The sequence below is a fragment of the Streptomyces sp. NPDC101237 genome (genome assembly GCF_044767465.1).
Classification (GTDB): Bacteria; Actinomycetota; Actinomycetes; order Streptomycetales; family Streptomycetaceae; genus Streptomyces; species Streptomyces gramineus.
Window position 1 is genome coordinate 33505 of record NZ_JBIWNY010000022.1, and the last position, 20605, is coordinate 54109.

Sequence of the window (20605 nt, forward strand, 5' to 3'; positions counted from 1 at the left end):
CCCGTTCAGCTCCGCGACAGTCCGGCAACGTGCGCGAAAGCGCTCCGGCATTGCCGCTCCACGCGGCGGAGGGCACCGGGCGACTTCATGACCAACGGAGGCCGGGCCCTCCGGCCGGGCCCGGACCGATCAAGCGGACGGCCCGCCTTGGCGGACGACGCCGAGCGCGAGCTCACGGCGGTTCCATAGGACGACTGCCGCCAGAACGAGCAGCACCGCTGCCGGTACCGGACTTTCGTCGATCACGAACAAGCAGGTCAGGAATGCGCCCGTCATGACTCCAGTGAGTATCAGACCACCCAGGGCACTCAATCGGGGAACGAGCAGCAGGACGGCCCCGGCCAGCTCCAAGGAGCCGGTGACGTACCGAAGCCATTGCCCGGCACCGACGTCCTGGAAGATTTTGACCATGTCCTGCGCGCCGGCCAGCTTCGAAGCGCCCGCCATGACGAACACGCTGGCCAGAATGATCTGAAGGACCCACAGGGCGACATTCCGGGCCTTCCCGCCCACCCTCGGCACACTCTGCACAGTACGAGACATGTCTTCTCCTTAACGCACGAAGCGGCCGGCACTCACCGTCCGGTGCGAAGCCGACCACACACTTGAACTTTCATGTCACACCCTAAGGCGCGACACATGAATCTTCAAGCGAGAGTCGACTCGTGCTGCGAGGCCGAGGCGAACCGGGTGCACCATCTGCGGACCGCGGCCGACGTTCCGGTCGACGAACGGCCAGACTGCCGTGCTGATCAGCGTCAACGCAGGCATCCTGGCGCGAGGTCGGCCGCGAAGCTCCGCGGAGTCGAGACGCCGCCTCCCGCCTGAGCGGATGGAGTCTTCGGCAAGGGCAGGGTCGGACGCTGATGTCGGCGGTGACACCGGCGAACAGGTCGTCCTCAGGGAGCGACATGCCGTGGTCGTAGTACACCTTCAGCGGCTGCCAGGGCTCACCGGACTCCGGGTAGGCGTCGGGGTCCCCGGCCGCTTCGAACGCGGCCATCGTGATCGTGTGGTCATGATGCGGTCAGGGTGCGGGTAACCGCCGGTCTCGTCGTACGTGGTGATCACGTGCGGCCGGAACTCCCGGATCAGCCGGACCAGCGGCTCCGCCGACTTCTCCACCGGGACCAGCGCGAAACAGCCCTCGGGCAGCGAAGGCAGCGGGTCGCCCTCCGGCAGACCGGAGTCGACGAACCCCAGCCAAGTCTGCTTGATGCCGAGGATCTCGCGGGCGGCGTCCATCTCCTTGAGCCGCATCTGCTGGAGGTTGGCCTCGACCTCCGGGTTGCCCTGCAGCTTCGGGTTGAGAACGGAGCCGCGCTCTCCCCCCGGTAGATGTGGCCACCAGGACCTCCACGCCCTGAGCGGCATACTTGGCCATGCTGGCAGCACCCTTGCTGGACTCGTCGTCCGGGTGTGTGTGGACCGCCATCAGCCGCAACTGCTCTGTCAACGCACACTCCTTCCGCATCGCCTCGCTGCGAGGACCAGACCTTCCCGGGGGACCTCCGCGCCGAACGGAGGCACACGGAGCGGCCTACCCTGCCTTTTGCGGCGGTGGTGTCGTGCGCGTATCGCTCCACCGTCGCCGCGGCAATCGACTCAAGCCCGCCGCATGGCATTTGAGCTCACGTCACATGACCGCGCCCGGCGCCCGGCGCCGGCTGGAGGCCGCTGCCCGTCCACGAACGCAGCAGATGACGGTGCACGAAGCAGCCGACGCTCGCCGACTGACGCGGGGTCCAACCTTCACTGGAATATTCATGCCACACCCTCATGCGGCAACTCATGAAGATTCAAGCGTGATGTCGTATCATGAATTTTCATGAGTGATATTTCTGAGGTGATCGCCCGGCTGGAACGGGTCGAGACCGAGGTTGCCCTGCGCCGCGCGGCGCACCAGTACTGCGTCGCGGGCGACCTGCGCGATCTCGAGCTTTGGCGTGGCGTGTGGACGCCGGACGCTGTGTGGGAGCTAAGCCCCGATATGGTACTCACCGGTATCGAGGCGATCTGCGAAACCGTCGAGCGGCAGTGGCAGATGTTCCCGGCCATGTCGCACGGAACGGTCAATCTCGACGTCGACGTGCAGGCCGCTACCGGCCGCAGCGACGTCATCGTCCACATCCAGCTCCAGGACACCACCTGGGTCACCGGCGGAGCCACCTACCTCGATGAGTACCGCCGCCACGACGGCGCCTGGCGCATTGCGCGACGGACGGTGACCCGGACGTTCAACGTCGGGTCGATCCCGAACTGGGGGCCGCCAGGGGAGCGATAGCCGGCCACGGACCTGCGCGAGGGTCACGGCGGCTGTTCGGTCGTTGACGTCGAGCGTGACGAACACGTGCAGCAGATGGCTTTTCACGTGGCCTCCCCGACGTTCAGCTCCTGGCTGATGGCGTTGGTGGACAGCCCACGGCGACGAGCGCCAGCACCTCGGCCTCGCACTGAGGCCCGGCCGTTGCATGGTGGGGCGGTCACGAATGTCGTACTCGGATCGGGATGATCATCACCGAACAGATTCACCAGGCTGTACTCAAGGTCCCCGCCCCCGCCCAGACGCCAGCGATCGAATCGGACGGTGGGATCCGGGACGGAGCCTGGGTCGCCGAACTCACCGGTGACTGCCTGAAGAGCCGGGCCAAGGGGATGCGGCTGACCGTCGCAAGGAACGTCGTCACCCGGGAGCCCAGTTGCACGTCACCGACGCCGACGGGCTGCGGCTCACCCGTTCGCGACCAACAGCACCGACGGGCCGATCGCCGTACTGGAGCTGCGACACCGCCGGCGCGCTCGGGCCGAGGACTGTTCGGTTACGGGCCCTGCGACGGCCGGTCAGCCGATCAGGGAGGGGTAGTCGGTGTATCCGGTGGCGTCGCCGCCGGAGATGACCTCGGGCCGGAGTTCGTTGAACGGGGAGCCGACGGCGAGGCGGCGCGGCAGGTCGGGGTTGGCGATGAAGAGGCGTCCGAATGCGATGGCGTCGGCCCAGCCCGCGCGCAGGATGCGGGCGCTCTTGTCGGGGGTGTAGTTGCCGGCGGCGATGATGACACCGTCGTACGCCTCGCGGAGCTTGATGCGGAAGTCGTCGTCGAGTGCCGGGCCACCGTCCCAGTCGGGCTCGGCCAGGTGGAGGTAGCCCAGTTCGCGCCGGTTGAGTTCACCGGCGATGTGCAGGCCCATCTCCAGGCCGTCGCTGTCGTCCAGGCCGCGAGCCTTGATCATGGGGGAGATACGCATGCCGACGTGGGCCGGATCCCATGCGTCCACTACGGCGTCGACGACCTCCAGGGGGAAACGGGCGCGATTGTCGAGGCTGCCGCCGTACTGGTCCTCGCGGTGGTTGCTGCTGGTGGACATGAACTGCTGGAGGAGGTAGCCATTGGCGCCGTGGATCTCGACCATGTCGAAGCCGGCGGCGCGGGCGTTGAGGGTCGCACGGTGGTAGTCGTCGGCGACGCGGGGCAGTTCGTCGGTGGCCAGGGCGCGCGGGGTGGGCGCGTCGACGGAGATGAGTTTGCCGTCGGGGCCCTGGATCCTTGTGGTGCCCTCGAACGGCAGGGCGCTGGCGGAGACGCCCGGCTCGCCGCCGTGGACGGCGGGGTGGGTGATGCGGCCGACGTGCCACAACTGGAGGGCGATCCTGCCGCCCGCTTCGTGGACGGCGTCGGTGATGCGGCGCCACCCGGCGACCTGCTCCTCGGAGTAGATGCCCGGGGTGGCGTGATAGCCCTTGCCTTCGGGGCTGATCTGGGTGCCTTCGGTGACGATCAGGCCCGCGCCGGCGCGCTGGGTGTAGTACTCGCGCATGAGGTCGGTGGGGACGTCACCGGGCTGGGCGGCGCGCATGCGGGTCAGGGGCGCCATGAACACGCGGTTGCGGGTGGTGAAGGCGGGCAGGGCGAGCCGATGGGTCAAATTGGGCATGGGTATCCTCCAACCGGCATCGGCCAGCTGTAATCGGTGTTCTTGGGAATGTGTCCCGCCGCCCGACGCCGGACGGGCGGGCCTGCTAGTCGATGCCGTGGGCGGTCAGCAGGGCCTCGACCGCCGCGCGCACGGAGTCCGGGTAGTGGCCGGTGAGCAGGGTGTAGTCGGCCGCCCCGGTGTGCAGCACGACGAGCTGCTCCGCGAGTACCTCCGGCTCGGACGCCCCGGCGCATGCGGCCTGGCGGCGCACATAGCCGTGCAGTTCGTCCTTGTGGGAGCGCGCCTGCCGCACCGCGGGGTGCGACGGGTCGCGGAACTCGGTGCCGATGTTCACGAAGAAGCAGCCGGAGAACCCGGGAGCCTCGCCGTGGACGCGTTGCGCGTCGAAGATCCCCAGCAGCCGCTCACGTGGTGTGGCGTCATCGGCTTCGCCGGGGAAGTCCCGCACGGCCATGTCGTGGCACCGCTCAAGGACCTCCGTCAGAAGGTCGCCCTTGGACCGGAACTGCTTGTAGAGCGTCTTCTTCGAGATTCCGAGATCGGCGGCAACGCGGTCCACGCCCACGGCGTGGTACCCCTCCCGGTGGAACAGGCCGGTGGCGTGCTCCACCAAGCGGTCCCTGGTGTTTTCACTAGCCATGATGCGAATGTAACATACACGGAAACAGATCTGTTTCCTGCCGGCCGAGCGGGCGGAGGACACGATGCCTCGGTGGGCGCATCCGACCCGATGCCGCCGCGTTCGAAGTAACCGAGGACCCGTCACGTCGTGGTCGTAGCCGTTGTCGGGCCTTGTCCGCGCGGTCCGGGGCGGGAAACCGGTGGGCGCGGGAAGCGCGGGCCATGAGGCCCTGCTCCTCAAGGGGTGACGCGGATGACGCCGACGATGAGGTGCAGACCGGGCGGTTCGACGACCCGGCGACATTCAGCCTCTGTGTTGGATCACACCCGTAACGGAACCCTGGTCACCCAGGGCCCCGTTACGGGCTCAGCCGTGGAGCCGACCGAACAGGCCGCCGGCGCGGCGTTCGCACTCGACTACGGCGATGGCAGTCCTCTCCGCCCGCCTTCCCGCGACCCGGGGCGTCAGACCCGGACCGCGTTGAGGGCACGGGCCCAGGATTCCAGCTGGTCGAACAGAGTGGTCGCGGCGGCCTCGTGCTGCTCCACCGGCTTGAAGACGGAGAAGTTCTCGAAGTCGGTGAGCAGCGAGAAGGACAGCTGCTGACGCACGTGGGCCAGCTGCAGTTCGCTGGCCACGCCTCGCAGGTGTTCGATGGCGCGGGCGCCGCCGAGAGAACCGTAGGAGACGAAGGCGGCGGCCTTGTTGTTCCACTCGCCGTACAGGTAGTCGATCGCGTTCTTGAGTACGCCGGATGTGGAGTGGTTGTACTCAGGGGTCACGAAGATGTACCCGTCGAACTCGGCGATCTTGGCCGCCCATGCCCGGGTTCGAACACCCTGGTACTGGCCCATGGCCGGCGGGATGGCCTCGTCCAGGTGGGGCAGCGGGTAGTCGGCCAGGTCGACCAGCTCGTACTCGACGCCGGCGCGGGCGCCGGCACGGTCTACCACCCAGTCCGCGACGGCCTTGCCATTGCGACCGGGCCGGGTACTGCCGAGGATGACGGCGATCTTCAGGTCAGTCATGTGGTCTTCTCCTTGACGGGTCGACCAGTACAAAGCCGACCCTTCACTTGAAATTTCATTCCACAGCCTAGGCGCCTGACTCATGAAGATTCAAGTCTGCGCCGTGTCTCGTGAACGTTCATGCCGGATAGACTCCGGGGATGCCTGAAAAGCCTCGGCCGTCGAACGATCAGCCCCGCTGGCTGACCCCGGCAGAGCGGGAGACTTGGCAGCAGTTCGCCATGATGCTGCACAGACTGCCCGCCGCCCTAGGAGCACAGCTGCAGCAGGACGCAGACCTCAGTTACATCGAGTACTACGTCCTTGCCGGACTGTCCGACCAGCCCGAACACCGGATGCGGATGAGCGATTTGGCCGTCCTGGCCAACTCCGAGCAGTCCCGCCTCTCCCACATGATCAGCAGGCTGGAACGCCGGGATTTCGTCCGCCGCGAACCTGACCCGACCAACGGCCGCTACACTCTCGCGATCCTGACCGAGGCCGGCCACGCCCATCTCGTCGAGGCCGCCCCGGCGCACGTGGCCCGGGTACGCGACCTCGTCTTCGACGTGCTCGACCCCGCCGAGCTGGACAACCTGCGCACCGCCGCCGAGAAGATCAGCGAGCGCATCGACCACTGGGAGCAGCGGAAGTAACCCCGCAAGGACACCGCCCCGCCTCTCGGCTGCCGCAGCGGGACACCACGCGTGGGGACGTCCGGCCAGTCGAGGACTGCACCTCCGACAAGCGCGGCCGGCGCGCGGTGCTCACCGACCAGGGCGTCGAGGGTACTGCGGCGCGCCGCGCCGGGCCCTGCTCTCCTCGCGTCCTTCCTCCGGGGGTGACCGGCGTCTCAATGGGCAACCACCGAGACCGCCACCTCGACCTCGGCGTCCTCCCCTGCCGGGCGGCGGTTGACCAGGGTCAGGGCAATGAGCGTGGCGGTCAACAGCACGCCGACGCCGAACCAGAGGGCGTTGGCGTAGCCGTGCACCACACCCTGCAGCTGGACCAGCTGCGGCTTCGTCGCAGCATCGGCGATGTGGTCCTTGACGTACGAAGTCGTCGCGGCGGCGGCGATCGTGCTCAGCAGGGCGGTGCCGATCGCGCCGCCCACCTGCTGCGAGGTGTTGATCATCGCGCAGGCCACACCGGCGTCCCTGGGTTCGATGCCCAGGGTGGGCAGGGACATGGCGGGCGGCAACGCAGTACCCATGCCGAGACCGAGCAGCACCAGCGCCGGCAGGACGGTCGAGGCGTATCACGAGCCGACCTCCAGCCGGGAACAGGAAGCTGCCGAACGTCGCGGTGACCGCGATGCCGAGGCACAAGTAGACGCCGCCGCGGTTGCGGTCCATGACCACACGCAAGGGCAGCAGCGGGGCCTTGAGCTTGGCTTCGGTGATCACGAAGGCGAGGAGCAGTGGTCGTGGTGTCGCTCCAGCCGTCGGACTCGGCCCGGGTGAAGCCGTAGACCAGCGAGGCCAGGCCCAGGGGGGACAGGACGACGCCGGGGGATGTCGAGCGGGGAGCGATTACGGCTGCCCCCGGGCTCACGGACAACGAAGGAGGCACCTGCCGCCGCAGCGACCGCGGACGGGATGTTGACGAAGAACGTCCAGCGCCAGTCCATGTACTCGGTGAGCACGCCGCCGAGAATGAATCCGACGGCGCTGCCGCCACCGGCGATCGCACCGAGGATGCCGAACACCTCGGCACGCTCCTTGCCGTCCGCGAACATCACGGAAAGGAGGGAGAGCGCGGCGGGGGCGAGCACGGCACCGAAGGCGCCCTGGAGGGCGCGGGCGCCGAACATCGCCGCGCCGGTGGTTGCGGCGCCACCGAGCGCGGAGGCGGCGGCTAAGCCGACCCGGCCCATGACGAAAGCTTTCTTACGGCCCCACAACTCTGATACCCGGCCGCCGATCAGGAGCAGACCGCCGAAGGCCAGAGCGTAGGCCATGACGACCCACTGCCGGTCGCCGTCGGAGATGCCCAGGTCCTGCTGGGCGGAAGGCAGGGCGATGTTCACGATGGTGGTGTCGGGTGCGACCACATCTGGGCGAGCGCGATGAAGACGAGCGCTTTCCAGCGGTTGGCGTGCGCGTCACCAGGAGCCTTGAAGGCTGTTCGGGACATGAAGGTTACCCACTTCGGGAAAGAAGAAGCCGGCTGAAGGTGACTGAGAGCGTGCGGGAGACACGGCTCACCCACGTCGGCGGCCGACCTCGTCGCATGTGACGTGCACGAAGCGGTCGACGCTCACCGCCCGGCGACAGGCCGATCCCTCACTTGAACCTTCACGTCACACCCTAGAGGCCGATTCATGAACGTTCAGCCGCGCAGGGCGGCCTTTCCGACACCGGCACTCAGATCCCAGGCCGACCGGCCGCACACCAGCGCCGACGGCTTGCCGTCCCCCGGCCGGGCCGCGGGAGTCGGCCCGACGAGTGGGTTCAGGCGTAGGCGTCCTCGAGGGCGACTCGTCGCACTGTGCGCAGCGTCGACTGGAGACTGTCCATATCGGTCGAGCCGAGAGCGAGGCGGAGCGCCTGGGGCGTGTGCTTCGTGGTGGTGAAGGGCTCCGCTGTGCTGACCGATATGTGCTGCCGCGCGAGGGTGGCGGTCAGGCGATCGGCGCGCGCGTCATCGGGCAGGGTCAGCCAGGTGAAGTAGGACGAGGGGTGGCCGATGAGGGAGAGGCCGGCCAGTTCTCGTCCGGCGAGTGCTTGGCGGGCCTTGGCGTCGTCGCGTTTCTGCGCTTCCAAGTGGTCCACCGTGCCGTCCGCGAGCCAGCGGCAGGCGATCGCTGTGGTGAGGGTCGGGGTGTTCCAGGTGGTCGCCCGAATCGCGCGTTCGAGCGACGGCACCCTGGACGGGGGGGCGACGACGAAGCCGACCCGGAGGCCGGTGGCGACGCTCTTGGACAGTGTCGAGACGTAGACGGTGATGTCCGGTGCACTTGCGGCCAAAGGCGGCGGAGGGTCCTCGACCAGGTAGGCGTATGCGGCGTCTTCGATGATGAGCGGACCGTGCTGCCGAGCGATCCCGATCAGACGGGTGCGGTCGGTTGCCGACATGACCCACCCCAGAGGGTTGTGCATGGTTGGCATGGTGTAGATCGCGCGCACTGGGCGGGTCGCGCACAGCTTCTCGAGGGCATCGAGATCCGGCCCGTCGGTGGTTGTGGGTATGGGCTCCAGGTCGAGATGGAAGGCATGCGCGAGCACCTTGAAACCCGGGTAGGTGAGGGCGTCGACCGCGACGACGTCGCCTGCGTTGAGCGCGGCCATGACGGTGATGGCCAGGCCGTGCTGCGCACCGTTGACGATGAGGATCCGGTCCGCGTCAGGAGTGATCCCTCGACGCCTCAGGTGCCCTGCGATCGAGGCTCTGTCCTGGGGACGTCCCCTATGGGGTTGGTAGCGCAGCAGCGAGTCGATTTCGCCGGAGGTAGCCACCTCTCGCAGAGTCTGCCGTAGGAGATCGGCTTGGCCGGGCAGCGACGGATAGTTGAAGTTGAGATCGACCACGTCCGTGGCGACGACGTGCAGATCGATGCCTTGACCGGCGGGAACCGCGATGTCTCGCACGAACGTGCCGCGGCCCTGTTCCCGGCTCACCAGGCCCATCGCTTCCAGCTCGGCGTACACCCGAGTCGCGGTCACCACGGCGACACCCTCGCGGGCGGCGAGCTCGCGGTGTGTCGGCAGCCGCTCGCCTGCAACGAGCCGGCCCGTCCGGATGTCGGACGCGAGCGCGTCGACCAGGGTTTTGTACCGCGAGGCTGCCATGCGCCGGATTGTATCCATGACAATTCTTTGACTGTCCTGTTCGCGGGTCCTTACCGTCAAGCCCCACGCATCCGAAAGGACGGCCGCAATGCACATCGCCATCCTCACCTTCGAGGGCTACAACGAGCTCGACTCCCTGATCGCGCTCGGCGTGCTCAACCGCGTCAAGACCGACGGCTGGCGCGTCACCATCGCCACCCCCGGCCCCAAGGTGACGTCAAGGAACGGGGTGGTCATCGAGCAGATGTCCACTCTTGAGGAGGCGTGCGCCGCTGACGCCGTCGTCGTCGGCAGCGGCATTGCCACCCGCGAGGTCGTCGAAGACCCGGCGATCATGAACATCCTGCGCGGCCTGGACCCCTCGCGCCAACTCATCGCCGCGCAGTGCTCCGGCGCTCTCGTGCTGGCCAGGCTCGGCCTGCTCGACGACATCCCCGCCTGCACCGACCTGACCACCAAGCCCTGGGTCGTCGCCGCCGGCGTCGAGGTGCTCAACCAGCCCTTCTACGCCAAGGACAACCTCGCCACCGCCGGCGGCTGCCTCGCCTCGCACTACCTCGCCACCTGGATCATCGCCCGCCTGGAGGGCAACGACGCCGCCAAAAGCGCACTCCACTATGTCGCCCCGGTCGGCGAGAAGGAGGAATACATCGAGCGCGCGTGGCGCAACATCACCCCCTACTTGCCCGCTCCCACACCGGCGCTCGTCTGAAACGACCAGACGCAAGCAGTGACCGGGCGGGAGGTCATGCCCCCGGCAGCCTGGCTGGTCGTTCGCGGATCACCGTTGTGGTGTAGACGTGGGCTCCCGACCCAAATCCCGAGACCGCCGCGACCTGGGCGAGGGTGTCGTGCTTGCGCAGGTACACCAGGGCGACCAGGGCACGCTGGTGCGGTGGAAGCTTGCAGCGGCGCACGTCCCCGCGGGTGACGATGAGCATGGTGACCCCTCAAGAATGCTGGTGGTCATTCGAGCGCCCTCGGCGAACTGGTCGGCCGGCATCACCGCTTCCAGCCGTTCCGATATGACGGGCAGCAGGTCCAGTCCGGGTCGCTGATCAGGAGCCGGGTCAGCGCGAAGGCGAGTCTGCCCTCGCGCGCGCCGGCGATCAGAGCGGGAGGTGCCGGGCTAGCGCAGGAGTTCGCACTTCTCGCTGACGCGCTCGGCGAGCGTGTTGAGGAGATCCCTCGGCCTGGGTGCACGCCGGCAGGAATGCCGACGAACAGCGTGCTGCGTCCCGGCCCGGCCGCATCGCGCAGGCGCCAGGGAAGGGAGTAGACCTGCTCCAGTACGTCCCGCGGGATCGGCGAGAGAGCCTCTCCGGCCGGTGTGAGCGTGACATGGTGGCTGCGGCGTCGAACAGCCGGTGGTCGAGTTCCCGCCCGAGGTCTCTGATTCGCTGGCTCAGCGGCGAAGTGGCCATGTGCACCGACGGGCCGCCGAGAAGCTCTACTCCTCGCCAACCGCAACGAAATAGCGCAAATGCAACATCTCCACCCCGTCACCTTAGCCCCGATCCGCCAGTCGGTCCCGAGGCGTCGCACTCAGGACGGCCTTGCCGGGCCGGCTCAGCGAAACTCCGCCACAGCCTTGCCGAGGTCGCGTTCGAGCTCACCGGGCGTGTGGAGGCCCCTGCTCGCCAGGTAGTCCAGTCGCTCACGGGTTTCGGGCAGGCCGACCAGGCCGAGGAACATGGTTGAGTCGGAGCGGACGTTCGCCTGGTCCGGCAGCGTGAGGCTGTTGATGGCGCGCTTGGCGGCCTTGACCCCCTCGGGCGGAAAGCCTGCGATGCGCTTGGCCAGGCGCTCGACGAAGCCGTCCAGTTCGGCGTCGGGCATGGCTCGGTTGATCCAGCCGTAGCGTTCGGCGAGTTCGGCGTCGAAGTCGTCGGCGCCGGTGATGACTTCGATGGCGCGTGCCCTGCCGAGCCGCCGGGCCAGATGCTGGACGCCGCCGGCGCCGGGCAGGGCGCCGGTACCGGACTCGAACTGTCCGAAGATCGCGTTCTCGCGCGCGGCGAAGATCATGTCGCACGCCAGGACGAGTTCGTTTCCGCCGCCGCGGGCCCTGCCGCGCACCTTGGCGATGGTGATCACCGGGACGTGCGCCAGCTTATGGAGGAACATGCCGAGCGAGGCATCTCCGGGGCCGCCGGCCTTCGCGGCCTCTGCGGTGTACTGCGGTACCGCCGTGAGATCCACATGCGCCGAGAAGAACTCGGGCGACGCGCTCTCGACGACGACTCGCACATCACCGGGGTCGGTGTACAGCACGTCGACGAGCGATACCAGGTCGCGGACAAGTTCGACACCGAGGAGATTGAGAGGGCCGGCGTCGAGGGTGGCAAACAGGACGCCGGCCTCTTGTCGGGTCTGGATCGAGGAGTAGGTGAATCGCATGATCACTCCATTGAGTGCGAAGGGAGCCGGGAAAGGGACTGCAAGTTCTGCCGGAAACTGACTCCTGGACAGAGAGGGACGCCGTCTCAGATTTCACAGTCCTGTTCGCGCGGGCAGAGCCGTCCTCGTCCCGCCGGCATGGCCCTTCGCCGACGTCCTGCATCCTGCATCCTGCATCCTGGAAAGTCCCACTCCGAGCCGGGCTGGACAGCTCGCCGGGCTCATGGGTGTCGCGCCGAGGCCGAAGCTGCTCATACGAGCCTCCCTCAGGGTCGGGAGATTTCTCGTCACCGGCCAGCAGGCGGACCGTGACCTCCTCGAGCACCCAGCCCTTGCCGTCCGGGTCGCTGAACGAGGCGTAGGAGCCATAGCTGGTGCGGTTCGGATCCGGTCCGGACACCCGGCCCTCGGTCCCGGCGCGGTGGAACACCCCGCCCTCGTCGTGGAACACCTCACGAGTTGCACGGTAGCCGCGCCAGACAAGCGGCTTCCGTGCCCGACGACGCTTGCGGCGACTGAGGTCAGGAAGGTTCAAGCCGAAGTGGCAGCGGCCCCGGACCTCCACAGATCAGGGGGCTGCGCAGCCATTGCTGCGCGGCCCCCTGGTCCTGCACCGGCCCGGCGGGACAGCAGGCAGGGCCTGCACGGGCGGCGGCCACCTGACGCGGTCGTGCGCTGTCCCTCGGGCAGATCTGCGAGGTCAGGCCGGGTTGATGTTCTCGGCCTGCGGACCCTTCTGGCCCTGGGTGACGTCGAACGTCACGGCCTGGCCCTCCTGGAGCTCACGAAAGCCGGTGGAGTTGATCGCGGAGTAGTGCGCGAAGACATCCGGGCCGCCGCCGTCCTGGGCGATGAAGCCGAAGCCCTTCTCCGCGTTGAACCACTTCACAGTTCCCGTAGCCATGTCTCATGCCTTCCAGTCGATGAACGCCCCCCACTCCCTGTGGCAGGCGGAGGTGATCGCCCTGGTTCCTGCGGCACAGCACAGCAAAACGCCCACACCTAAGGCGCGGGCAGGGGGAAATTCCGAACCACGACAGCTGACACAGAACGCTACACGCCCACACGCCGCGTCACCAGAGGAACGATCACGCCGCACGGCAGACCATGCGTGCGGTGCCCGCCGACGTGCACGGGCAGGCTCGTCTCACGCTGCGGCGGTCGGGTTCGCCGACTCCGCGGCGCGTCGGTAGTCGGCGTTGATGCGCTGGGCTTCTTCGAGCTGGTCCTCGAGGATGACGATCCGGCAAGCGGCCTCGATGGGGGTCCCGTGGTCGACGAGTTCCCGAGCGCGGGCGGCGATGCGCAGCTGGTAGCGGGAGTAGCGGCGGTGTCCGCCCGCGGAGCGCAGCGGCGTGATGAGGCGGTGTTCGCCGATGGCCCGGAGGAAGCCCTGTGTGGTGCCGAGCAGTTCGGCGGCTCGGCCCATGGTGTAGGCGGGGTAGTCGTCGTCATCGAGACGGCCGAACGTGTCGTCTGCTGTCATTGCACCTCTCTGCGGAACGCGTGGAGGGGCCCTGGCGCCGTACTGGCACCAGGGCCCCGAAGGAACTACTACACCATCTGCCGGCCCTGATACTGCACCGGCCTTCTGTTTCCGCACACCCGACCGAGATGCTGTCGGGGGCGCGGGGATCGCGGTTGCTTGACCGGAGACCACCTCACTATCGATGTCCTGCGGTACCCGGGCCGAGACTTCCGCCCGGGCGATCCTGATGGCGCTCGGCTCCTCCGTTCTTCCCTCTTGATCAACTACTTACTTTCGGGAACTGTGAACTGCTAGTGGCCTCGAACAGCGCCACTCTTCGGCAGCCAGCCCCGTCGCCCGTCCTGCGTCTGCTCTGGCTTGGAACCCCACTGCCGAACTTCCCGGTGCGCGCGTCCGCAGCCGACGCCTTCACCGAGGTACTGCTCACTGACTTCACTGCTGGGTACTGCGAACCTTCACTTGCTGGTACTGCCACTGCGGTGCTGCTCATGGCGGCCCCTGATCACTGCGGGCCACCCGGTCCGGTCGTCAGTCCCGTCACCGTCCTGCAACCGCTCTGGCTTCGGAACTCCACCACCGCACCGTCCTGCGATCTGCAACTGCGTACTGCTGCCTGGCAGTTCATCTCTGCCGGGCCTCTCTTGATCTCGACTACGAGAGAAACCATAACCACACCGCCGACGAATGTCTACTCTTGCTGGCATAGATTTCCGCGCACTCGACGATGAGGTAGTCCGTCTTGGCCAGTCCGCCTCGACCGGTCCATGGACGGTTCAAGCAGCTTCAGGGCTCAGTCCGGCGCGCAGGAATCCCCCGCCGCGCAGCACGTCGGGCCGAGCGGGACGTCGCCGACCGCGCCGCGGCTACCGTCGGCGGGCACCGGCCAACACGGCGTCTCGTGGAGAACTCCACTGGTCGGGACGGGCGTTTCCAGGCGTGACGCCCCGCAGGTCGGCCATTGACGAGGGCGGCAGGAGTCCCTGCGCCGCCCTCGACGGTCCCGGGACGATCGAGCAGCTCGTGGCGAACCGGCACGGCCTCTGACTCGAGCAGACCGCGGGCTGCGGAGACACGGGCTCACGGCAGCAGGTGCCTGTCATGCGTCGACTGTGGACCTCCGTACCCTTCGGGCAAGCACTGTGGCTCCGCGGGGTTGGCGGGTGAAGGGCACAGGGGCTGGGTAGCCACGGGCAGGGTCATGGACTGTCCAGAGACCGTGGTGACCGTGATGTGATCACGGTGATGGCCAGCGCCGCAGTCGTCCGTCGAGGACGTCAGCGCCTGGACCGTGGGCGACTTCAGCTGTTTGGGCCACTGAGCGACGGCGACGGGAACCCGCTGCACGCGGTGGGGGCCCGGCCGGCGTACCGGTCGGGCCCACACTGCTGGTCGGATGTCGGCTCGTGCCTGTTTACCCGGTCAGACCGTCACGGGGGTGCCGAGCATCGCGGAGGCGTGCTGCACCGGGCTGAGAATGCCCAGGGGCGCTGCCTTGGGAACGGCGCGGCAGGTGAAGCCGAGCTGAGCCATGGCCCGCAGGACTTCGGCGGCGCTGAAGTCACGGCGGTCCTGGCGGGTGATGACCTGGCCGACCTGCTTGACGGGGTAGTGGCGGCGGCCGATGATCACCGATTCGCCGGTGACCGGTTCGGGCTTGACGCCCTTCATCGATTCCAGCACGCCGTTCTTGGTGAGCTCGAAGGGGAAGCGGGCGATGACGCAGCGCATGTGGCCTCACAGGGAGAAGGGGAGAACGGTCCGACCGGGGGTGGGCGCTTCAGCGGGAGAGGGCGAGGACGCCCAGAGCGCTGCCTTGCGCGTCGACCACCGGCAGGGCACCGAGACGACGGGTGCGCATCGCCTGCTCGGCTTCGGCCATCGTGGTCACGGGTGAGGCGAACGTACCGTGGTGGCCGAGGATGTCGCTCAGGCGGACACGGTCCGTGTAGGCGGAGCTGTCACGGACGGCGGCGAGTTCGGCATGGGTGACCAGACCGGTGCACTCGCCGTCCTGGTCGCAGACGACCAGCCGGACCGTGCGGGCGGCGGCCATGACGGCCAGCGCCACCTCCACGCTCATGTCGTCGCAGACCTGCGGTCCGGCCGCGTCCATGACCTCGACCGCCGTCCTGTGCGCGGGGTCGGCGTCCGCCGGGCGGGGCTGTGTCTGAACCAGCGTCAAAGGGTGCCTCCTGCAGAGATGGGCCGGCTTCCTGATCACTAGAGTCCTAGGCCACCGCGCCGAAGCCGGACTGGCGCGCGGGGGTGCGCCTGGTCGCCGAGGCGGGGCGACGGCGGCCTCGGGAGGTGGCGCTGCGCTTGGGGCGTTCGACCACCGGTGCGGTGATGACGACCGGGATGCCGGAGGGTGCCTGGGCGCCGGTGATGCGGCTCAGGGCCTCGTCGCCCGAGCGGATCTGGGTGGTCTGCGGCTGGATTCCGGCGTCCGCCATGAGGCGGACCATGCCGCGGCGCTGGTTCGGTGTGACCAGGGTGACGACGCTGCCGGACTCGCCGGCGCGGGCGGTGCGGCCTCCGCGGTGGAGGTAGTCCTTGTGGTCGGTCGGCGGGTCGACGTTGACGACCAGGTCGAGGTTGTCGACGTGGATGCCGCGCGCCGCGACATTGGTCGCGACCAGCACGGTGACGTGCCCGGTCTTGAACTGTGCGAGCGTGCGGGTGCGCTGCGGCTGCGACTTGCCGCCGTGCAGCGCTGCGGCCCGTACTCCGCTGTTGAGCAGGTCCTGGGTCAGCCGGTCGACGGCGTGCTTGGTGTCCAGGAACATGATCACGCGGCCGTCGCGGGCGGCGATCTCGGTCGTGGCGGCGTGCTTGTCGGCGCCGTGGACGTGCAGGATGTGGTGCTCCATCGTCGTGACGGCACCGGCCGACGGGTCGACGGAGTGAACCACTGGGTCCGTCAGGTAGCGGCGGACCAGAAGGTCGACGTTGCGGTCCAGGGTGGCGGAGAACAGCATGCGCTGCCCCTCCGGGCGCACCTGGTCGAGCAGCGCGGTGACCTGGGGCATGAAGCCCATGTCGGCCATCTGGTCGGCCTCGTCCAGCACGGTGACGCCCACGTGGTTCAGCCGGCATTCGCCGCGGTCGATGAGGTCCTTGAGCCGGCCCGGTGTCGCGACGACGACCTCGGCTCCGGCGCGCAGCGCGCCGGCCTGCCGGCCGATCGACATGCCGCCCACCACCGTGGCCAGCCGCAGCCGCACGGAGCGGGCGTACGGGGTGAGCGCGTCGGTCACCTGCTGGGCCAGCTCACGCGTGGGTACGAGGATCAGCCCCAGCGGCTGGCGGGGCTCGGCCCGCTGTCCGGCGGTGCGGGCGAGCAGGGCGAGGCCGAAGGCGAGGGTCTTGCCGGAACCGGTGCGGCCGCGGCCCAGGACGTCACGGCCCGCCAGGGAGTTCGGCAGCGTCGCTCCCTGGATCGGGAACGGTGCGGTCACACCCTGCCTGCCGAGTTCGGCCAGCAGCTGCTCGGGCATGTCGAGATCGGCGAAGCCCTCAACGGCGGGCAGCGCGGGGGTGATCGTCCTGGGAAGCGCGAACTCACCTTGCGCTGCGGCGGGCCGACGGCCGTAACCGCCGGAGCGGACGGGCCCGCCGGTACGGCGCGGTGCCTGCGAGCCGTAGCCGCTGCCGCTCTTTCCGGCGTCGGCACGGCGGTCACGGGTGCGGGCGGGGCGGTCGTTCGTGTACGTGCGGTTCATGCGGAACCTTCCTCGATGTGGCACATATCAAGGAATTCCCGCCGCGATGAATGGCACGGAGAATTACCAGTATGGACCGGTGACAAAAGAAAGCAGATCTGGCCGACGGAGATATCCGCGGGCGCAGGCGCTGAAATGGGTGACGCGATGGGGACTTCGCGATCCGGGCGTCGGCTGCGGTGCAGCGCTTCAGGATGCGTCCGCTTCCTGAGGGAGGAACCGCTTGTGATGGTGCTGCGGATTCCTCCGGGGCGTCCCGCGGGTGAAAGCCGCTGCGGGAAACGCATGCAGCTGGGGCCCGCACCCCGAGGGATGCGGGCCCCAGCTACGGATTGCGCGTGAGCGTCAGGCCGGAACGATGTTCTCGGCCGTCGGGCCCTTCTGGCCCTGCGCGATGTCGAAGGTGACCTTCTGACCCTCGAGCAGCTCACGGAAGCCCTGGGCGGCAATGTTCGAGTAGTGGGCGAACACGTCGGCGCCGCCGCCGTCCTGCTCGATGAAGCCGAAGCCCTTTTCCGCGTTGAACCACTTCACGGTACCAGCGGCCATGTCATATCTCCTTTGGGGCAGTGCATCGGCGTCCGCACCGCGCGGACGCCGTGTCGCCGCGATGATTACCCCGCCCGGAGATGACCGGAAATACAAAAGTGCTCCCGCCCGGCAGAAGCCAGGTGAGGGCACTTGAAGTTTTGGGAACCACAACTGCAACTGAGATAGACAGTAGCACGCCGGAACGGCCCGTGTGCGGTGGATAATTCCACTCTGCTCTTCGCGGCAAAAACTCCCGCTGCCGGGCCCCCCAATATCTGATCCCTCGGGAACAGATATTGATTCACTCGGAGTTCAACGTCTCAGCAGGGTTGCCGGCCGGCACGCTGCGCGACGGCCGGGAAAAGCCGCTGCCGCCCAGGAGACGAAGCCGCGAGCCGTGGCCGGGGTGGCAGGCTGGTCCGACCATGAACCGAGGCTTTCCGCGCCCACTGCCGACCACGGCAGAGCGGCCTTCGCCTGCCGGTCGCCGCCATGGTCCAGGCGACGCGAGTTCTGCCGGCCCGAGGAGTACTCGACGGGACTGACCCGCACAGGGCGGCGAAGGACGCCTCAGTGCTCAGCCGCTCAGGGTTGTCGCCCCTAGTGATCAGGAGCGTGGCAGCGGACCGTGCGGTCGGGCCGGTTCGCTTCGTACGGTACGGCGCGCCGGGCCGGCGGGGAGGGCACCGGCACCTTCGGAGCGGTCCTGTCCCGCCACCTTCTCGCTCAGCACGTCCAGGTCGACCACGGCGTACGCCGCCACCTGGCGAGGCCGGAGTGACCAAGCCCGTCAACGCTCTGTCGAAGCCTGAGGCGGCCCGAGGAGGAAGGGCCGACTGTGCCTCCGCCCTGCCCCCGCCGGGCCCATGCTCGTGGCACCGGCAAGGGAGGCCGTCATGCACAACGGCCCCGGCCCATGCCCTGATCATCACTGCTTCGGCCAGGCTGAGCCCGTCATCGCGGGCACGGGCCCTCCGGCAGGAATGGGGCGGGCTGGACCGGCCCTCACGTCATTCGGGTCCGTGGCCACCATGCGGCCTCCCCGAGAGCGCCCACGGTCACGGATGCTTCCTACGGGCGGCTGAGGCCTGCCGGGTGTCCGCGCCGGAGCTGACCTGTCGCTGGGTGTGCTGGGTGCCGTGCCAGTCCAGGCACATCACGGTGGCGTCGTCCTCGAGGCAGCCGCCTGCCGCGTCGAGGACTGCGGAGGTCAACATCAGCGCGGTCTCCCGCGGGTGCAGATCCCGGGTTCTCTCCACCAGGTCGGCAAGGTCGACCTTGTCTCCGTGATGTTCGAGCATACCGTCGGTCAGCATGAGCAGACGGTCACCGGAGCGCAGATCGATGTCCTGAACGCGGTAGGGGTGGGGTAGGCGCACGGACAGCCCGAAGGGATGGTCCACCTCGCAGGTGATCGTCTCCGTGATCCCGTCGCGCATGCGCAGGGGCCAGGGGTGGCCGGCGTTGACGAGCTGGGCCCGCCCGGTGTGGAGGTTGATGCGCAGCAGCTGCCCGGTGGCGTGGCCGCGGTTGTGGTCGGCCAGGGCCTGGTCGGCCAGGTGGGCCTGCTCCGCGAGACCGGCTCCTGCGCGGCGGGCGCGGCGCAGGGCGCCCACCAGGACCGTGGCGGCCAGGGCGGCGTCGATGTCGTGGCCCATGGGATCGGTCACCGAAATGTGCAGGGTGTCGCGGTCCAGAGCGTAGTCGAAGGTGTCGCCGCTGAGGGCTGCGGAGGGCTCCAGACTCCCGCACAGAGCGAACTGGGCGGCCTCGCACGAGAGCGACGGCGGCAGCAGCTGATACTGGATCTCCGCTGCCAGGGTGGGTGGCCGGGAGCGTTTGCCCCAGGTGTACAGATCGGTGAAGCGCCCGTTGGCGATCACGACGTACGCCAGCACGTGGGCGGCTTCCCCGACCGCTTCCAGGACGTCCGGGGCGGGGGTGGCCGGCAGGAACAGTTCCAGCAGCCCGATGGCGTCTCCGCGGTTGGTGACCGGCACGATCACCCGCTGCCCCTGGTCTGTCGCCTTTTGATAGGGCCGCTGGGTTCGGATCACGACCTCGTAGACGCTGCCGAAGAGAGGGATCCGCTCCGCCTCCCGGCCGTCCTCCACCGCCCCGGCCGTGGAGAGCCGGGCCACTGCCCTCCCCGTCAGATCGACGATGAGGAATGAGACCTTCTTGGCGCCGAAGCGCCTCAGCAGCTCCTCTGCGAACACGTCGACGGCCTCCACCGGCGCCGCCGTCTCCGCAGCCGTCAGCAGCTCGGGATAACCACTGCGCCCACCACTCACGACCGTGGTCCTTTCACCCCCTTAACAGGGTGGAAGCTGCCACGCCGAGCGTCAACCGCGGCCGATCACGGGCCATGCTTCGACTGCACCGCCGCGATCAGGCGAGGGCCTCGTGCGCTGACGGTCAGGATTCGACCGACGGCCGGCGTGCTCGAGTCAGGCTGAGGTCTTCGGCTGCGGCCCGCCCCGGGTGCGCATTTGCTCGTTGATGCGCTGGGTTTCTTCGAGCCGGTCTTCGAGAACGACGATGGGGCGGGCGGCTTCCATGATCGACCTTGACGGACACCCGAGTGGCCCGCCGCACCGCACCGGCTGTCCTACGTCGACGCCCACACGAACGGCTTCGAAATCACGCATTGAACGTCAGTAGATCGCGGGACTCATCGACTCAGCCGCCGCTCTTGCGCCTGAACGACCGCTGGCTCGCAGCCGGGCCATGCGCCGAACGCACCTTCGACGGATCGGACTTGGCGGCAATATCAGCGGCGTCCGCCTGCGCGCCGCGCTTGCGCGCCAGGGCTTCGCGGAACTTGCGCTTGAGGTCGTAGTTGCCGTCGCTGTCCGGCTCCAGAGGGGACGTCTCGGGGACAGCCGGCTCCGAACCTTCCGTAGACACGGGCTCTGCGGTCATGGTGATCTCCTGGGTTCGGGGATGGACAAGCACAGCTTGTCATGCTGGGCGCAGTGCGAGGCGCCGGCACCATCATTCTGCTCCGTTTCGGCGGGTATCCCTCTCACGGTCAAAGGCGTTGACTTCGCAGGTGAGGCGCGCATGACGGCTTCGGGCCGGGCCGAGGGTCGCCGATCCCG

17 protein-coding genes and 4 pseudogenes are annotated in these 20605 nt (G+C 68.3%); 4 read left to right on the forward strand and 17 right to left on the reverse strand.

Annotation, left to right across the window (positions count from 1 at the left end):
• Positions 1-129: 129 nt before the first annotated feature.
• Positions 130-543, reverse strand: coding sequence for a DoxX family protein (locus ACIRQ9_RS29145; RefSeq protein ID WP_404179776.1), 414 nt, complete (start codon positions 541-543; stop codon positions 130-132).
• Between the two features lie 358 nt (positions 544-901).
• Positions 902-1456 (reverse strand): annotated as a pseudogene (gene mca, locus ACIRQ9_RS29150) (mycothiol conjugate amidase Mca); the annotation flags it as partial.
• Between the two features lie 372 nt (positions 1457-1828).
• Here mca and ACIRQ9_RS29155 point away from each other — a divergent pair.
• Together ACIRQ9_RS29155 and ACIRQ9_RS29160 are read left to right on the forward strand one after the other, a co-directional pair.
• Positions 1829-2284: a nuclear transport factor 2 family protein gene (locus ACIRQ9_RS29155; RefSeq protein ID WP_404179779.1), complete on the forward strand. Its 456-nt coding sequence runs from the start codon at positions 1829-1831 to the stop codon at positions 2282-2284.
• A 284-nt stretch (positions 2285-2568) separates the two neighbouring features.
• Positions 2569-2812 (forward strand): annotated as a pseudogene (locus ACIRQ9_RS29160) (IS1380 family transposase); the annotation flags it as partial.
• A gap of 29 nt (positions 2813-2841) precedes the next feature.
• Here the strand turns inward: ACIRQ9_RS29160 and ACIRQ9_RS29165 are convergent.
• The 3 genes from ACIRQ9_RS29165 to ACIRQ9_RS29175 all read right to left on the reverse strand — a co-directional run bounded on the left by ACIRQ9_RS29165 (position 2842) and on the right by ACIRQ9_RS29175 (position 5586).
• On the reverse strand, positions 2842-3933 hold the full coding sequence (locus ACIRQ9_RS29165) for an alkene reductase (protein WP_404179782.1): 1092 nt from the start codon (positions 3931-3933) through the stop codon (positions 2842-2844).
• Between the two features lie 85 nt (positions 3934-4018).
• Positions 4019-4576 carry a TetR/AcrR family transcriptional regulator gene (locus ACIRQ9_RS29170; RefSeq protein ID WP_404179785.1) on the reverse strand — a complete coding sequence of 186 codons (558 nt, stop codon included), beginning with the start codon at positions 4574-4576 and terminating at the stop codon, positions 4019-4021.
• Between the two features lie 446 nt (positions 4577-5022).
• The gene (locus ACIRQ9_RS29175; protein WP_404179788.1) at positions 5023-5586 is read right to left on the reverse strand and encodes an NADPH-dependent FMN reductase; all 564 of its coding nucleotides are present in this window, start codon (positions 5584-5586) and stop codon (positions 5023-5025) included.
• A 140-nt stretch (positions 5587-5726) separates the two neighbouring features.
• Between ACIRQ9_RS29175 and ACIRQ9_RS29180 the strand changes: the two genes are divergently transcribed.
• Positions 5727-6221 carry a MarR family winged helix-turn-helix transcriptional regulator gene (locus tag ACIRQ9_RS29180; protein ID WP_404179791.1) on the forward strand — a complete coding sequence of 165 codons (495 nt, stop codon included), beginning with the start codon at positions 5727-5729 and terminating at the stop codon, positions 6219-6221.
• 197 nt (positions 6222-6418) lie between these two features.
• On the opposite strand, the pseudogene ACIRQ9_RS29185 reads toward ACIRQ9_RS29180, so the two are convergent.
• Positions 6419-7704: pseudogene (locus ACIRQ9_RS29185) on the reverse strand (MFS transporter).
• A gap of 317 nt (positions 7705-8021) precedes the next feature.
• Complete coding sequence (locus ACIRQ9_RS29190; RefSeq protein WP_404179794.1) at positions 8022-9359, reverse strand: PLP-dependent aminotransferase family protein; 1338 nt, start codon at positions 9357-9359, stop codon at positions 8022-8024.
• A gap of 88 nt (positions 9360-9447) precedes the next feature.
• Between ACIRQ9_RS29190 and ACIRQ9_RS29195 the strand changes: the two genes are divergently transcribed.
• Positions 9448-10071, forward strand: a complete 624-nt coding sequence (locus ACIRQ9_RS29195) for a DJ-1/PfpI family protein (protein WP_404179797.1) — start codon at positions 9448-9450, stop codon at positions 10069-10071.
• Positions 10072-10111: 40 nt separating this feature from the next.
• On the opposite strand, the pseudogene ACIRQ9_RS29200 reads toward ACIRQ9_RS29195, so the two are convergent.
• The 10 genes and pseudogenes from ACIRQ9_RS29200 to ACIRQ9_RS29245 all read right to left on the reverse strand — a co-directional run.
• Positions 10112-10300, reverse strand: a pseudogene (locus ACIRQ9_RS29200) (transposase family protein); the annotation flags it as partial.
• Positions 10301-10928: 628 nt separating this feature from the next.
• A complete protein-coding gene (locus ACIRQ9_RS29205; protein WP_404179800.1) occupies positions 10929-11759 on the reverse strand; it encodes an enoyl-CoA hydratase/isomerase family protein in 831 nt (276 codons plus the stop codon).
• A gap of 700 nt (positions 11760-12459) precedes the next feature.
• Entirely contained in the window at positions 12460-12663 is a 204-nt protein-coding gene (locus ACIRQ9_RS29210) for a cold-shock protein (RefSeq protein WP_123545149.1), read from the reverse strand.
• A gap of 243 nt (positions 12664-12906) precedes the next feature.
• Positions 12907-13245: a MerR family transcriptional regulator gene (locus tag ACIRQ9_RS29215; protein WP_404179804.1), complete on the reverse strand. Its 339-nt coding sequence runs from the start codon at positions 13243-13245 to the stop codon at positions 12907-12909.
• A gap of 1422 nt (positions 13246-14667) precedes the next feature.
• Complete coding sequence (locus ACIRQ9_RS29220; protein WP_404179807.1) at positions 14668-14976, reverse strand: SCO5918 family protein; 309 nt, start codon at positions 14974-14976, stop codon at positions 14668-14670.
• Positions 14977-15025: 49 nt separating this feature from the next.
• Positions 15026-15430 (reverse strand): CBS domain-containing protein, encoded by a 405-nt coding sequence (locus tag ACIRQ9_RS29225; RefSeq protein ID WP_404179810.1) that lies wholly within the window; start codon positions 15428-15430, stop codon positions 15026-15028.
• Between the two features lie 46 nt (positions 15431-15476).
• Positions 15477-16970 (reverse strand): DEAD/DEAH box helicase, encoded by a 1494-nt coding sequence (locus tag ACIRQ9_RS29230; RefSeq protein WP_404179813.1) that lies wholly within the window; start codon positions 16968-16970, stop codon positions 15477-15479.
• Positions 16971-17315: 345 nt separating this feature from the next.
• Positions 17316-17519, reverse strand: coding sequence for a cold-shock protein (locus tag ACIRQ9_RS29235; RefSeq protein WP_023586116.1), 204 nt, complete (start codon positions 17517-17519; stop codon positions 17316-17318).
• Positions 17520-18559: 1040 nt separating this feature from the next.
• The gene (locus ACIRQ9_RS29240) at positions 18560-19735 is read right to left on the reverse strand and encodes a PP2C family protein-serine/threonine phosphatase (RefSeq protein ID WP_404180050.1); all 1176 of its coding nucleotides are present in this window, start codon (positions 19733-19735) and stop codon (positions 18560-18562) included.
• A gap of 448 nt (positions 19736-20183) precedes the next feature.
• Entirely contained in the window at positions 20184-20426 is a 243-nt protein-coding gene (locus ACIRQ9_RS29245; protein WP_381100774.1) for a DUF5302 domain-containing protein, read from the reverse strand.
• Between the last annotated feature and the right edge of the window lie 179 nt (positions 20427-20605).

Bases quoted from the DNA above. Each gene is read 5' to 3' on its own strand.
- ACIRQ9_RS29145 (WP_404179776.1), bottom strand. From the start codon at position 543: ATGTCTCGTACTGTGCAGAGTGTGCCGAGGGTGGGCGGGAAGGCCCGG.
- ACIRQ9_RS29155 (WP_404179779.1), top strand. From the start codon at position 1,829: ATGAGTGATATTTCTGAGGTGATCGCCCGGCTGGAACGGGTCGAGACC.
- ACIRQ9_RS29165 (WP_404179782.1), bottom strand. From the start codon at position 3,933: ATGCCCAATTTGACCCATCGGCTCGCCCTGCCCGCCTTCACCACCCGC.
- ACIRQ9_RS29170 (WP_404179785.1), bottom strand. From the start codon at position 4,576: ATGGCTAGTGAAAACACCAGGGACCGCTTGGTGGAGCACGCCACCGGC.
- ACIRQ9_RS29175 (WP_404179788.1), bottom strand. From the start codon at position 5,586: ATGACTGACCTGAAGATCGCCGTCATCCTCGGCAGTACCCGGCCCGGT.
- ACIRQ9_RS29180 (WP_404179791.1), top strand. From the start codon at position 5,727: ATGCCTGAAAAGCCTCGGCCGTCGAACGATCAGCCCCGCTGGCTGACC.
- ACIRQ9_RS29190 (WP_404179794.1), bottom strand. From the start codon at position 9,359: ATGGCAGCCTCGCGGTACAAAACCCTGGTCGACGCGCTCGCGTCCGAC.
- ACIRQ9_RS29195 (WP_404179797.1), top strand. From the start codon at position 9,448: ATGCACATCGCCATCCTCACCTTCGAGGGCTACAACGAGCTCGACTCC.
- ACIRQ9_RS29205 (WP_404179800.1), bottom strand. From the start codon at position 11,759: ATGCGATTCACCTACTCCTCGATCCAGACCCGACAAGAGGCCGGCGTC.
- ACIRQ9_RS29210 (WP_123545149.1), bottom strand. From the start codon at position 12,663: ATGGCTACGGGAACTGTGAAGTGGTTCAACGCGGAGAAGGGCTTCGGC.
- ACIRQ9_RS29215 (WP_404179804.1), bottom strand. From the start codon at position 13,245: ATGACAGCAGACGACACGTTCGGCCGTCTCGATGACGACGACTACCCC.
- ACIRQ9_RS29220 (WP_404179807.1), bottom strand. From the start codon at position 14,976: ATGCGCTGCGTCATCGCCCGCTTCCCCTTCGAGCTCACCAAGAACGGC.
- ACIRQ9_RS29230 (WP_404179813.1), bottom strand. From the start codon at position 16,970: ATGAACCGCACGTACACGAACGACCGCCCCGCCCGCACCCGTGACCGC.
- ACIRQ9_RS29235 (WP_023586116.1), bottom strand. From the start codon at position 17,519: ATGGCCGCTGGTACCGTGAAGTGGTTCAACGCGGAAAAGGGCTTCGGC.
- ACIRQ9_RS29245 (WP_381100774.1), bottom strand. From the start codon at position 20,426: ATGACCGCAGAGCCCGTGTCTACGGAAGGTTCGGAGCCGGCTGTCCCC.